7 protein-coding genes, 1 tRNA gene and 1 pseudogene are annotated in these 13,306 nt (G+C 67.5%); 3 read left to right on the top strand and 6 right to left on the bottom strand.

The annotated features are described in order from the left end of the window. The 3 genes from ABDW31_RS25055 (at position 1) to ABDW31_RS25045 (ending at position 2,702) form a co-directional block, all read left to right on the top strand. Positions 1-77: transfer RNA gene (locus ABDW31_RS25055), tRNA-Met, on the top strand. Positions 78-305: 228 nt separating this feature from the next. Beyond that, positions 306-1,511 (top strand): saccharopine dehydrogenase family protein, encoded by a 1,206-nt coding sequence (locus ABDW31_RS25050; protein WP_184722893.1) that lies wholly within the window; start codon positions 306-308, stop codon positions 1,509-1,511. 18 nt (positions 1,512-1,529) lie between these two features. Continuing rightward, positions 1,530-2,702, top strand: a complete 1,173-nt coding sequence (locus tag ABDW31_RS25045; RefSeq protein ID WP_184722890.1) for a carboxynorspermidine decarboxylase — start codon at positions 1,530-1,532, stop codon at positions 2,700-2,702. Positions 2,703-2,721: 19 nt separating this feature from the next. On the opposite strand, the gene ABDW31_RS25040 is transcribed toward ABDW31_RS25045, so the two are convergent. The 6 genes and pseudogenes from ABDW31_RS25040 to ABDW31_RS25015 form a co-directional block, all read right to left on the bottom strand. Then, the gene (locus ABDW31_RS25040; RefSeq protein ID WP_184722888.1) at positions 2,722-3,678 is read right to left on the bottom strand and encodes a FecR domain-containing protein; all 957 of its coding nucleotides are present in this window, start codon (positions 3,676-3,678) and stop codon (positions 2,722-2,724) included. Beyond that, positions 3,668-4,189: an RNA polymerase sigma factor gene (locus ABDW31_RS25035; protein ID WP_343699813.1), complete on the bottom strand. Its 522-nt coding sequence runs from the start codon at positions 4,187-4,189 to the stop codon at positions 3,668-3,670. Before ABDW31_RS25035 ends, ABDW31_RS25040 begins: the two co-directional genes overlap by 11 nt. Positions 4,190-4,288: 99 nt before the next feature. Next, entirely contained in the window at positions 4,289-7,246 is a 2,958-nt protein-coding gene (locus ABDW31_RS25030) for a TonB-dependent receptor (RefSeq protein ID WP_184722885.1), read from the bottom strand. 157 nt (positions 7,247-7,403) lie between these two features. Further along, complete coding sequence (locus ABDW31_RS25025; RefSeq protein ID WP_184722882.1) at positions 7,404-10,109, bottom strand: TonB-dependent receptor; 2,706 nt, start codon at positions 10,107-10,109, stop codon at positions 7,404-7,406. A 343-nt stretch (positions 10,110-10,452) separates the two neighbouring features. Further along, positions 10,453-12,690, bottom strand: a complete 2,238-nt coding sequence (locus ABDW31_RS25020) for a methyl-accepting chemotaxis protein (RefSeq protein WP_184722879.1) — start codon at positions 12,688-12,690, stop codon at positions 10,453-10,455. Between the two features lie 296 nt (positions 12,691-12,986). After that, positions 12,987-13,306, bottom strand: a pseudogene (locus ABDW31_RS25015) (hypothetical protein); the annotation flags it as partial.

The raw sequence follows: 13,306 nt of genomic DNA, 5'->3' as shown, positions 1-13,306 counted from the left end.
CGCGGGGTGGAGCAGCCCGGTAGCTCGTCAGGCTCATAACCTGAAGGTCACAGGTTCAAATCCTGTCCCCGCACCCAAGGGTACTTTCTACCGAACAAGCCGCCGCAAGGCGGCTTTTCGCGTTTCACGGCCCGTTAGCGGCGCGGGATCTGAAGACTTCACGTCCCCGAGATAGCTTGCGGCCCACCTTTCCGCTAACCCAGACGCGGGCGGTTAGCGAACCTGCGATCCGCGTGATAAGACCCCCGCCCCCCTCGACCGCGTCAGCGCGTTAGGGAGGTTGCTAGGCGTTAGGAGAAGCTGAAATGAGCAGGGTGCTGGTAATCGGCGCAGGTGGCGTTGGTTCGGTCGCTGTCCATAAGATGGCGATGAACAAGGACATTTTCTCGCACATTACCTTGGCGAGCCGGACGAAGTCGAAGTGCGACGCCATCGCGGAATCGGTGAAGCAGCGCACGGGCGTGACCATCGACACCGCGGCGATCGACGCCGACGACGTCGCCGCCACGACCGCGCTGATCCAGTCGGTGAAACCGGCCCTGGTGGTCAATCTGGCGCTGCCCTATCAGGATCTGGCGATCATGGACGCCTGCCTGGCCGCCGGCGTGAACTATCTCGACACGGCCAATTACGAGCCGCGCGACGAGGCCAAGTTCGAATACAGCTGGCAGTGGGCCTATCAGGACCGCTTCAAGGAGGCCGGTCTGATGGCGCTGCTGGGCAGCGGCTTCGACCCGGGCGTGACCTCGGTGTTCACGACCTACACCAAGAAGCACCTGCTGGACCGGATCGACACGCTGGACATCCTGGACTGCAACGGTGGCGACACCGGCCTGCCGTTCGCCACCAACTTCAATCCCGAGATCAACCTGCGCGAAGTGACCGCCCCGTCGCGTCACTGGGAAGCCGGCCAGTGGGTCGAAGGCCCGGCGCTAAGCCACAAGCAGGTGTTCGACTTCGAGGGCGTCGGCCCCAAGAACATGTACCTCATGTACCATGAGGAGCTGGAGTCCCTGGCCAAGTTCTATCCGGAGATCCAGCGCATCCGCTTCTGGATGACCTTCGGCGACAGCTACCTCAAGCACCTGGAAGTGCTGGGCAATGTCGGCATGACCAGCATCGAGCCGATGATGTTCCAGGGCCGCGAGATCATCCCGATGGAGCTGCTCAAGGCGCTGCTGCCCGAGCCGTCGTCGCTGGGTCCGCTCACCAAGGGCAAGACCAACATCGGCACGATCGCCACTGGCGAGAAGGACGGCAAGGCCCGCACGGTCTACGTCAAGAACATCTGCGACCACGAAGTGGCCTATGCCGAAACCGGCAACCAGGCCGTCAGCTATACGACCGGCGTGCCGGCCATGATCGGCGCAGCCATGATGCTGACCGGCAAGTGGTCGGGCGCGGGCGTGTTCAACATGGAGCAGCTGGATCCCGATCCGTTCATGGACATGCTGAACACCCAGGGCCTGCCCTGGACGGTCGAGGACCTGGACGCCCCGCTGGCGTTCTAAGAACCAGAAGCAGAACACATGGAAACCAGAGCCGGTGATCCGGGCGCCTTCGCGCATTTCGATCTGAACCGCGTGGCCTCGCCCGCCTTCGTGGTGGACGAGGTCGCGGTGCGGCGCAATCTGGCGGTGCTGAAGGACGTGAAGGACCGGGGCGACGCCCGGGTCCTGCTGGCCCTGAAGGCTTTTTCCATGTGGTCGCTGGCCGACGTCGTCGGGGACTATCTCGACGGCGTCTGCGCCTCCGGTCTGTGGGAGGCGCGGCTGGCGCGCGAGTTCTATCAGGGCGAGCTGACGACCTATTCGCCGGCCTACAAGGCGCAGGACCTGCCGGAAATCCTGCGACTGTCCGACCACGTCATTTTCAACTCGCCCGACCAGGTCACGCGCTTTGCGGACCTGATCGCCGAGGCCCGCGCGGCCGGCGAGGTGTTCGAGATCGGCCTGCGGCTGAACCCCGAGCATTCCGAGGGCGAGGTCGCCAAGTACGACCCGGCCCAGCCTTGCTCGCGCCTGGGCTTCCCGGTGTCGCAGCTGCGCCCAGAGCATATGCAGGGCGTCGACGGCCTGCATATCCATGCCCTGTGCGAACAGGACTTCGAGCCGCTGGCCCGCATCTGGGCGGCGGTGGAGCCCAAGCTGGCGCCGCTGCTGGGCGGTGTGAAGTGGCTTAACCTCGGGGGCGGCCACCACGTGACCCGCGCCGACTACCAGACCAATCGGCTGGTCGATTTCATCCGCGACCTGGCCCAGCGTCATGACGTGCAGGTCTATCTGGAGCCGGGCGAGGCCGTGGCGCTGGACGCCGGCATCCTGGTCGGCGAGGTGCTGGACGTCTTCGACAACGGCATGCCGATCGCCATCACCGACATTTCGGCCACCTGCCACATGCCCGACGTGATCGAGGCCCCATACCGCCCCGCCATGCTCAAGGAGCCGGCGCAGGGCGTCGCCGTGCGCCTGGGCGGTCCGTCGTGCCTGGCCGGCGACATCATCGGCGACTACGTCTTCCCCGAACGCCCGGCCCCGGGGACGCGCATCGCCTTCCTCGACCAGGCCCACTATTCGATGGTCAAGACCAATACCTTCAACGGGGTGCCGCTGCCGGCCATCGCGCTGTGGAACAGCGACACCGACGCGCTGACGGTGATCCGTGCGTTCGACTACGACGCATTCCGCGACCGGCTGTCCTGACACTCCGTGCGCTTGACGCCTATGGCGTCGCGCGGCGCGGCGTGAGGTAGATGCGAGCGCCTTCAGGGCGGGCCTGCATGTCGAGCAGGGCCGAGATCATGGTCAGCGACTCGGTCGGGCGGTTCAGCTTGAAGCGGCCGCTGATCTTCAGCTCGCCCAGAGCTGGATCGTGCAGAGCCACGGGCTGGGTCGTGTAGCGGTTCAGGCGGGCGATCACGTACTTCAGCGGGAGGCCGTCGGCGTCCAGCCAGTCCGAGCGCCAGGCCTCGTAGCTGTCGGCGTCGAGACGGCCGCCGACTGGGCCGCGGTTGCTGGCCAGCATCAGCCATTGCCCCTTGGCCAAGCGCTGTTCGGACCCGTTGCGGGCGACCCGCACCACGCCCTCGAACACCCGCACCTGCACCGCGTCGCTGACCCGCTCGACCTCGAAGATGGTGCCGACGGCGGTGACCTGGGTGTCGCCGGCCTGGACGCGGAACGGGCGCTTGGCGTCCTTGCTCACGTTGAACACCGCGTCGCCCTTGGTCAGGGCGATGTCGCGGCCGTCGCGGCTGTAGCGGACCGACACGCCGCTGTCTGCGCTTAGGGTGACCTTGGACTTGTCGCTGAGCTGGTGCTCGGCGCGCTGACCCACGGTCGTAGCCAGTTCAAGCGGCTTTTCGGCCAGGTACGGACGCACCGGGACGACGGCCGAAAGTCCGGCGACCAGGGCCACACCAGCGGCTGTCAGGCCCAGGCGCAGCGAGCGACGGGCGGCCGGGGCGGCGCGCACGCGCTCGGCGGCGTCCAGCAGGGCGGTGTCGCGCTGGGTGTCGCGCATCAGGGCGAAGGCGGCGGCGTGGCGGGGCTTGGCGGCCAGCCAGGCTTCCAGTTCGGCGCGCTCGCTATCGGTCAGGTCGGGCAGGCGATCGGCCCAGTTGGCGGCGATCTCGAGCTCCTCGTCGGATGGCAGGCGCCAGTTGTCATTAGCGCGCATCACGGCCGCTCCCTTCTCGCGCGGCGTTGACCGCCGCGTCCTGCATCGCGCCGGCCAGTTCGGCCATGGCCCGCACGAGGTGTTTCTTGACGGCCTCGACACTGATCTGGAGATCGTCGGCGATGGCCTGGCGTGACTGGCCGTCCAGGTGACGGCGCATGAAGATGTCGCGGCGCAGGGGCGACAAGCGTTTCAGCGCGGCCTCGAACACGGCGGCGCGCTGCTTGTGCTCCAGCACGGCGTCGGGCAGCGGCAGGTCGCAGCCGAAATCCTCGTCGCCGATCGGCGCCTCGCGCTTGTCGCGGCGCGCCTGGGCGTAGATCAGCGAGTCCGCCACGCGATAGGCATAGGCCAGGGGCTGGGTGATCTCCTGCTTCTGGGCCTGGCGCATGACGGTGAGGAAGGTCTCCTGCAGGATGTCCTCGGCCCGGGCGGGATCCTTGGACCGTCGCACGATATAGGCCGCAAGCTTGCGCTCGTGGGGCCGCAGCGCCGCGATCACGTCGGTCATCGCGCTTCCGGTCGGCATGGTCGTGCGCGCGTCCATGAAGGGGAGAGGCGCGGCGCGGCCGAACGGGGACAGCGAGAAGCGGTTTTTCTTCATCGGGCGTCAGAACTCATAGGTGACGCCGAGGGTGAAGGTGCGGCCGCTGACTGTGCGGGCCAGCAGGCGCTTCTCGACCTGGTCGGAATACTGGGTGATCGGCGCGTTGGTCAGGTTGACGCCTTCGACCACGATCTTGAGGCCGGCGGCCGTGTTGTAGTGGGCGGCGAAGTCGATGTTGTTGCTGGCCTGGTAGCCCGTGCCGATCGCGCCATTGCCGCCCGCGCCGTCCAGATAGCCCGAGCGATAGGCCGACGACACCCGCGCGCCCCAGCGCGGCGTCTCGTAATACAGCGTGGCGTTCGAGGTCCAGCGCGACAGCTGGAAGAGGTCCAGGGCCACCGATCGGTTCTCGATCAGCACGTTCGAGCGGCCGGCGGCCCGGGTGACGTTGCCGACGAAGCCCAGCTTGTCGAAAGGGGCGGGCAGGAAGGTGAAGTCGCGCTGCAGGGCCAGCTCGACGCCCTTGATCGCCGCGCCGTCGCCGTTCACCGGGCGCACGAAGGTGTAGATGGTGTCGGGGCCGTTGCCGGGCGACAGGAAGGCTAACGGATAGCCAGTCGCGCCGTAGGGCACGGCGCTGGTGGCCGTGGTGATGAACGAGTTCATCCGCTTGTAGAACAGGCTGACGGCGAAGTAGCCCGAGCAGCCCTGATAGATCTCGATCGCGCCTTCGAGCGCGTCGGCCAGGAACGGGCGCAGGCCGGGATTGCCCGACGACACCGTGCCGCCGAACGGGGCGGAGTTGACGTTGCCCGCCGCCCGCAGGTCAGCCAGGCTGGGGCGGCTGATGTTGCGGTTGGCCGAGACCCGGGCCACGACCGAGGGCGAGACGTCCAGGGCTAGGTTCAGCGCCGGCAGCACGCCCTCATAGGCGCTGCGGATCACGGCCGGTTCCAGCCGCGTCCCGGTGTTGACCATGCCCGCCGAGGTCAGGTCGGTGGCGTACCAGCGCAGGCCGGCGTCGCCGCGCCAGGTCCGGCCGGCCAGGACGCCGCTCAGACGGGCCATGGCGTAGGCGGACCAGGTCTTCTCGCGGATCGAATAGTGCGAGCCGGGCTGATCGTCGGCTTCGGACAGGTCGCGGGGCAGGCCCAGCCGCGCGAAGGCGCCTTCGATGTCGGCGACGCTGTAGGCGATCAGCGAGGTCTGGAAGATCGGGATCTTGGGGATCTCGGGCCCGCCGGCCGGATAGTCGGTGCGGGCGCGGCGGGTGTAGCCGTCGTTGCGGAAGGCCTTGTGCTGCGCGCCGGCCGCGATCGAGAACGCGGGCGCGATCCTGTAGTCGGCGTCGAGGCGGCCGGTGGAGAAGGCGTTGACCACCTGGTCCTCGCGCACATCAGCCCGCATCAGGCCCCAGACGGCCGGATCGGTGGGATCGAAGCCATAGGTGCTGCGGGCGTCCTTGGCCGCGCCGCGCAGATCGTAGGCGAAGGCCTTGTCGCGGGTCTGCAGGAAGATCTTGTCGAAGACCGGCCCCTCGAAGTCCGACTTCGAATAGCCGACCATGCCGCGCAGGCGCAGGCGTTCGGCGACCTGGACCTCGCCATTGACCGCGCCCTGCAGGAAGATGGTGGTGTCCTCCGAGCGCTTGTGCTCGCTGCGCAGATCGACCCCGGCCGAATAGTCGGCATAGATCAGGCTGTTGCCCCGGATCTCGGCGGCGCGCAGGCGCTGGGCCCCGCGCACGTCGCCGGTCAGCGGATTGTCGCCGGCGGCGGCCAGCGAGACCTCGTCGCGGTCGTTGGACAGGCGGCCGTACAGCAGGTCCACGCCCAGCTTCAGGCGATCGTCAGGTTCGTACTGCAGGGCCAGGGTGACGCCCAGGCGCGTGCGATGGTCGAACCAGCTGGAATAGGTGGCCGCCATCGGGGCGACGACCCGGTTCTCGCCCGTGGCATGGATAAGCCGGTCGGCGACCGCGGGCGCCACGCCGGGTCCGATATTGGCCGCGCCGAAGGTGACCGGCGACCAACCCCAGTTGCGATAGCCGTACTCATTGGCGTCGTTCTCGCTATAGGCCACCGAGACCAGCGCGCCCAGATCGCCCCAGCGCTTCGAGGCCAGCGCCGCAAAACGCGGGCTGACCGCGTCGGTGGCCGTGTTGGTCAGGGCCTTGGCGGAGAAGGCCAACTTGTCGCCCGCATAGTCGAACGGCTTGGCGGTGCGCAGCTCGACCGTGCCGCCGATGCCGCCCTCGTCCTGGTCGGCGGCATAGGCCTTCCACACGGTGACGCGGTTGAAGAGCTCGCTGGCGAAGATCGAGTAGTCGAAAGCCCGCGTGCGGCTGACCGAGCCGCGGTTGTCCATGCCCGAAGCGGTCGAGGCCGAGACCTCCATGCCGTTCAGCTGGGCGCGGGTGAAGTCGGGCCCCAGGCCACGCAGGGCGATCTGCCTTCCCTCGCCGGTGTCGCGCGAGATGGTCATGCCCGGCACGCGCTGCAGGGACTCGGCCAGGTTCAGGTCCGGGAAGGCGGCGATGTCGTCGGCCAGGATCACCTCCTGGGCGCCGTTGGCCTGGCGTTTCAGGCCGCGGGCGCGCAGCAGGCTTTCGCGAAAGCCGGTGACGACCACGGTCTCGACCTGGGTCGGGGTCTCCGGCGGCGGGGTCGCGTGCGGGATTGGCGGGGGCGAGGCCGGGGTGTTCGCCTCACGCAGCACATAGCCGCCACCGGCCGCGACCGCCCGCAGGCTCTGGCCCGCGATCAGCCGGTTCAGCGCCTCGGCCGGGGTCAGCACGCCGCGCACGCCGCGGCTGGTGCGATGGCGGATGTCGGCCAGGGTCATGACCGGGATGTCGGCCTGGCGGGAAAACGTGCTGAGGACGTGGGAGAGCTCGCCGCCCTCAATGGCGAAGCGGCGGGGCGTTTCGGCGCGGACGGGCGCGGCCGCGACGGCCGCCACGCTCGCGGCGAGGCTCCACATTGCGCCGGACCGCGCCAGCCAGGCGCGCCGTGCCGCCATCAGGGTCCCCAAGTGGTCGCCGGACAAGCTTCCGGCGCCTCGTGGCGAACCCCTACAAACGCCGCATGTCACTAATTTGAAGGCGAGCCAAAACGGCCAAAAAGAAGGCCGCCGTCCGGGGAGGACGGCGGCCGTAAAGTCAGGGATAAAAGGGAAATTAGAACTCGTAGGTCACGCCCAGCGTGAAGGTCCGGCCGCTCTTGGTGTAGGCCAGGACCCGGTCAGCGGCGATGTCGGTGTACTGATCGATCGCCTGGTTGGTCAGGTTGATGCCCTCGAACACCACCTTCAGCCCGCCCGGTGCATTCCAGTGGGCGGCGAAGTCGATGTTGTTGGTGCTGTGATAGCCCGAGCCGATGTTGCCGTTGCCGCCCGCGCCATCCAGATAGCCGTCACGATAGGCGCTGGAGATGCGCGCGCCCCAGGTGTCGGTCTCGTAGTAGAGCGTGGCGTTCGAGGTCCACTTCGACAGCTGCATTAGGTCCAGCGAGTACGACGCGCCATCGATGATCACGTTCGACTTGCCGGCCGCATAGGTGACGTTGCCGACGAAGCCGAACTTGTCGAACGGCGCGGGCAGGAAGTCGAAGTCGCGCTGCACGGCCAACTCGACGCCCTTGATCGTGGCCCCATCGCCGTTCACCGGACGATTGAAGCTGTAGATGGTCGAGGCGTCCTGGCCCGGGCCCTGGAACTGGGTCGGATAGCCGGTCGAGCCGTACGGCACCTGCGAGGTCTCGCTGGTGATGAAGCTGTCCATGTTCTTGTAGAAGGCGCTGAGCGCGACGTAGCCGCTCTTGCCTTGGTAGAACTCCAGCGAGCCCTCGACGGAGTCGGCCAGGAACGGCTTCAGGTTCGGATTGCCGGCCGAGATGTTGCCGCCGAACGGGGTGAAGCTGACGCTGCCCGCCGCGCGCAGATCGGCCAGGCTGGGCCGGCTGATGTTGCGGTTGGCGCTGAAGCGGGCGACCACGCTGTCGCTGACGTCCACGGCCAGGTTGAAGGCCGGCAGGAAGCCGTCATAGCTGCTCTTGATCGTCACCGGCAGCAGCACCGCGCCTTGGGTCGCCGTGCCGGCCGAGGTCAGGTCGGTCGAGTAGTAGCGCACACCGATGTTGGCGCGGACCGGATAGGCCCAGGCCGTGGTGTTCAGGTCGTACTGCAGGAACGCCGACTTGGTCTTTTCCTCCAGCTGGTAGTTCGAACCCGGCTGGTCGTTGGCGCCGGTCAGGTCGCGCAGCTGTCCGGTGTTGGCGTAGGTGCCGTCGATGTCGGCGACGATGTAGGGGATCACCGAGTCGCGGTTGACGACGTACTTCACCGCCTGCGGCACGACCGGCTTGTTGTACCAGTCCACGCGCAGGAAGCGCTGGAAGCCGTCATTGGTGAAGTTCTTGTACTCGACGCCGCCCTTCAGCGCCGAGCCGCCGCCAAACTCATAGATCCCGTCCAGCTTGGCGGTCTTGTACTCGCTGCTGATGTAGTCCTCGCGGGTGTCGGCCCGCATCAGGCCCCACTGGTTCGGATCGGTCAGGTCGAAGTTGTAGGTGTTCTGACCCATCCGGCTGTTGCGGAAGTCGTACTTGATCGCCTTGTTGGTCGACTGCAGAAACACCTTGTCGAAGATCGGCTCGTCGAACTTGGACTTCGAGTAGCCCAACAGGGTCTTGATCTTGAAGGCGTCGGTGACCTGGTAGCCGCCGTTGAACACCGCCTGGGTGAAGGTGGTCTTGTCGTGCGAGAACTTGTGCTCGCTGCGCATGTCCACGCCGCTGACGTCGGCGGCCACCAGGCTGTCGCCCTGGATCACAACCGAATTCAGGCGCTGGGTGCCGGTGATGTTGCCGGTCAGGGCGTTGACGCCGGCCGAGGTCATCTGGAACTCGTCGCGGTCGTTGGACAGGGTCCCGTACATCAGGTCCAGGTCCATCGTCAGGCGCTCGCCCGGGTGGTACTGCAGCGCCGCCGTCAGGCCCAGACGCTCACGCTTGTTGAACCAGGTCGAATAGGTCTGGGCCTGCGAGGCGCGGACGCGGTTGGCGCCCGTGGCATTGAGCAGGCGATCGCGATCGGCCGCCGACACGCCCGGGCCGATATTGGCCGCGTTGGCGTTGATCAGCGTCCAGTTCCAGTTGCGATAGCCGTACTCGTTGATGTCGTTCTGGCTGTAGGCGACCGAGAACAGCGCGCCGAAGTCGCCCCAGCGGTTCGAGATCAGGCCGACCACGCGCGGCGTGACCTTGTCGGTGTTGGCGTTGCGCAGGCCCTTGACCGAGGCCACGGCCTTGAAGCCGGCATAGTCGAACGGCTTGGCGGTCGACAGGCCGACCGTGCCACCGATGCCGCCTTCGTCCTGCTCGGCGGCGTACGACTTCTCGACCACCACGCGGTTGAACAGTTCCGAGGCGAAGATCGAATAGTCGAAGCTGCGGGTCCGGCTGACCGAGCCGCGGTTGTCGAAGCCCGACGCGGTGTTGGTCAGCACTTCCATGCCGTTCAGCTGGGTGCGGGTGAAGTCGGGACCCAGGCCGCGCAGCGCGATCTGGCGGCCTTCGCCGGCGTCGCGCGAGATGGTCACGCCGGAGATGCGCTGCAGCGACTCGGCCAGGTTCAGGTCGGGGAAGGCGGCGATGTCGTCGGCGACGATGACGTCCTGGCTGCCCACCGCGCGGCGCTTGATGTCGCGAGCCTGCATCAGGCTCTCGCGGAAGCCGGTGACGACGATGGCCTCGATCTCGTCAGCCGCGGGCTCGGCGGCCGGTGCGGGCGCCGGCGCGTCGGCGGCATGAACTTGCGCCGCGCCCAGCAGCGCGACGGACAGCGCCGTCGTGGTCAGAAGGTCGAACTTGATGGCTTTTTTCATGGGCCCCGATCCCTTGCGGTCTGGCGACGGGGCAGGGCGGTTTCCCCACCAGCCGTCACGCGGGGGAGGGCGCGAGGCTCCCATCGGGGACAGGTTCAGGGCCGAGTTTTATGTGAAGTGTTTGCGACGGTCGGTGGATTTGATCTGTGAGCTGACCGATCGGCGACGTAGGGACTAGCCTATGTGGCCCGTGTGGGTGAAGCGATCGCGCATACTCGCCCCGCGGAGTTCCAGGGACGAGCGCGCTGCGCGAGTAGCGCCACAGACTTGTTCGCCCGGACCACCCCTCCAAGACTGCTGGCCTTCCCCCTGGACTTTGCCGCCCCTCAATCAGCGCGCCTCTCTAGCCGAAAGTCCGACGCAGCCTGGCCTGTTGGTCACGGGCCGGCGAGGTCGTCGACGAGCCGGTCTGGAACTGGCCGATCAGCTTCTTGAGGTCGGCGGCGTCGTCGGCCATGGAGCGGCTGGCCGCCGTGGTTTCCTCGACCATCGCGGCGTTCTGCTGGGTCATCTGGTCCATCTGGTTGACCGCGGTGTTGACCTGGGCCAGGCCGGTGGCCTGCTCCTGGGCCGACCCGGCGATCTCGCTGACCACGGTGTTGATGTCGGTCACCTGGGCGGCGATACGGCCCAGCACTTCGCCCGTCTGCGCCACCAGACTGACGCCATGCTCGACCTGATGTGACGAGGTCGAGATCAGGCCCTTGATCTCCTTGGCCGCTTCGGCCGAGCGCTGGGCCAGCGCCCGCACTTCCGATGCGACTACGGCGAAGCCCTTGCCGGCCTCACCGGCGCGTGCGGCCTCGACCCCGGCATTGAGCGCCAGGAGGTTGGTCTGGAAGGCGATCTCGTCGATGACGCCGATGATCTGGCCGATCTGGGCGGCGCTCTGCTCGATGGCGCCCATCGCTTCGATCGCCGAGCGCATGACGCTTTCGGATTCCTCGGCGGCGGCCTTGGCGGTGGAGACCGTGCTGCGGGCCTGAGTGGCTCCCGCCGCCGTCCGGCGAACCGTGGCGGTGATCTGGTCCAGGGCGGCGGCCGTCTCTTCCAGGCTGGCGGCCTGTTGTTCGGTGCGTTGCGACAGGTTGTCGGCGGCGCTGGAGATCTCGCCGGCCGCGGCGGTGATGCCGGCGGTCTTCTGGACCACCTCGCCGATCGCCGTCTCCAGCTTCTCGGCGGCGCTGTTGAAGTCGCTCTTCAGCTGGGCGTACTCGGGGGCGAGGTCGGCCTCGACCCGGACGCGAAGATTGCCGGCCGACAGCTGTGACAGGGCGTTCTGCAGCGCCTCGACCACGGCCGCCTGATCCTGCGCAGTCCGCGCCTGGGCGGCCTGGTTGCGCTGGCGCTCGGTTTCGCCGGAGCGGCGCAGGTCCTCCTGCTCGGCCCGAGCCTGGACGGCGCCGGCCAGCTCGTGGCGGAAGTCTTCCAGGGCGCGCGAAATCTGCGCCACCTCGTCCGCCCCTTGACCGCCGACGATCGGCTGGTCGTAGCGGCCCTCCTTCAGCCCCGCCACCGAGCCGACCAGTCGCGACAACGGCTTGGCCACCAGGCGCTGGGTGGCCAGCAGCAGGCTGCCCAGAACCGCGGCGATGATCGTCACGCCGCCGATCAGCAAGCCGATGGCCATGTTGCGCGCCGGCGCCTCGATGGTCGCGCTGGGGGCGTCGACCACCACGGCCCAGTTGGTGTGGGAGGCGGGCAGGTGGACCGGAATGACCTCGCGCTTCATGGCGACGCCGTTTTCGCGCACGCCGTCGACCTTTGTCGCGCGCGCTTGCGAAAGGGCCATCTTCACCGCCTCGGCCCCGGTGCCGCCATAGGCTTGCATACGCAGCTTGGGATCGGCGTGCGCCGCCCATTTGCCCGCGCTCGACAGCAGCATGACCCGGCCATCGCCGAACGGCTTGAGCGCGGCCAAATTGTCGGCCAGGTCGCTCAGCGCCAGGTCCTGACCGGCCACGCCGATCAGCTTGCCATGCGAATAGACCGGCGCGGTGACCGAGGTCATCAGCACGGTCTTGCCGCCGACGGTGTAGGAATAGGGCTCGGTGATCGCGGCTTTGCCGCCCTGGGCGGCCAACGTGTAGAAGGGCTCGTCGAAGACGTCGGCGTCTTCCGGCGGCTCCATGACGACCGCGCCGTTTGACTGGGCCCAATAAGGCTCGAAGCGGCCCTGGCTGTTGGAGCCGAGATCCTTGCGCCCGATGAAAGCCGCGTCCTGGCCATCGAAGCCGTCTGGAGCGGCGAAGAACCAGCTGGCCATGACCAGTTTGGAGATCTCGAGGTTGGGCTTGAGCATGGCCATCACCGAAGCGCGGTCCCGCAGGCCGTGCTCGTGCGCCTCGCCGATGGCGTTGGCCATGCTCGTCGTAGCCTGCTGCACGCCGGTCAGCTCGCCGCTGACCTGCTGGGCGGCGGCGTCGCCGAGGGCCTGGCCATACTGGCTGGACAGGTCGTTGACGACGTTGCGCGAATGAACGGCGACCAGCGCCGAGGCGGCGATCAGCAAGGAACCGATGACAGCGCCTGCCGCGAGCACGAGCTTCGCCGCGATGGATGCCTGCTTGAACCCGCGCATTCAAAATCCCCCTGCCGTCTTGAGCTCAGGACAGCGAGATAGGGTTAACGATCGCTCAATATCGGCGGGTGTGCGGCGCTTGGTCGCGTGCCGTCGTCACCCCGCTCTGACGTGAGCGACGAGCCTGGGTTGCATGCAACTTCTGCTCTGACAGAGGAAGCTCGAGAAGTGGCGTCCGACAGAAGATAGATAGCGACCAGCGGCGGGCCGAACGACTTCAGGTCAGGCCGTAGCGCTTGCCCAGGAAGTCCGCGCGGTGCCGACAGGCGCGCTGGGGCGAAGCGCAAGGTCCGGTGTCATGATTGTTCCTGAACTGGCGAGCCTCGACACGGTGCGACCGCTTGACGGCTGTAGGCGTCTTCAACGGGGTGAATAAAGGCTGGGTCGCTCGCCAGGCGCCGTGAAAACACATCTGGCAGGCCCGAAACAAACGCCGCGACGTCAGCCTTCGCGTCGCCGGTCGTGGCCGCGCCGATCTCGGCCAGCTTGGCAGCCAGCGGGTCGGTGATGGCCTCGCCCGCCTTGGCGCGCAGGGCGATGAAGCGCATCCAGGCCGCCAGCGGGATGGCCAGGCGCTCGATCGAGCGGCCGGCGTCCAGGGTTTCCGTCAGCGTGC

The sequence above is a fragment of the Caulobacter sp. genome (assembly GCF_039596335.1).
Classification (GTDB): domain Bacteria; phylum Pseudomonadota; class Alphaproteobacteria; order Caulobacterales; family Caulobacteraceae; genus Caulobacter.
Note: the sequence above shows the minus strand (reverse complement) of the source record. Positions and strands in the feature narration are given on the sequence as shown.

Coding starts and splice junctions, on each gene's coding strand:
- ABDW31_RS25045 (WP_184722890.1), top strand. CDS start 1,530: ATGGAAACCAGAGCCGGTGATCCGGGCGCCTTCGCGCATTTCGATCTG.
- ABDW31_RS25040 (WP_184722888.1), bottom strand. CDS start 3,678: ATGCGCGCTAATGACAACTGGCGCCTGCCATCCGACGAGGAGCTCGAG.
- ABDW31_RS25025 (WP_184722882.1), bottom strand. CDS start 10,109: ATGAAAAAAGCCATCAAGTTCGACCTTCTGACCACGACGGCGCTGTCC.
- ABDW31_RS25030 (WP_184722885.1), bottom strand. CDS start 7,246: ATGGCGGCACGGCGCGCCTGGCTGGCGCGGTCCGGCGCAATGTGGAGC.
- ABDW31_RS25035 (WP_343699813.1), bottom strand. CDS start 4,189: ATGACCGACGTGATCGCGGCGCTGCGGCCCCACGAGCGCAAGCTTGCG.
- ABDW31_RS25050 (WP_184722893.1), top strand. CDS start 306: ATGAGCAGGGTGCTGGTAATCGGCGCAGGTGGCGTTGGTTCGGTCGCT.
- ABDW31_RS25020 (WP_184722879.1), bottom strand. CDS start 12,690: ATGCGCGGGTTCAAGCAGGCATCCATCGCGGCGAAGCTCGTGCTCGCG.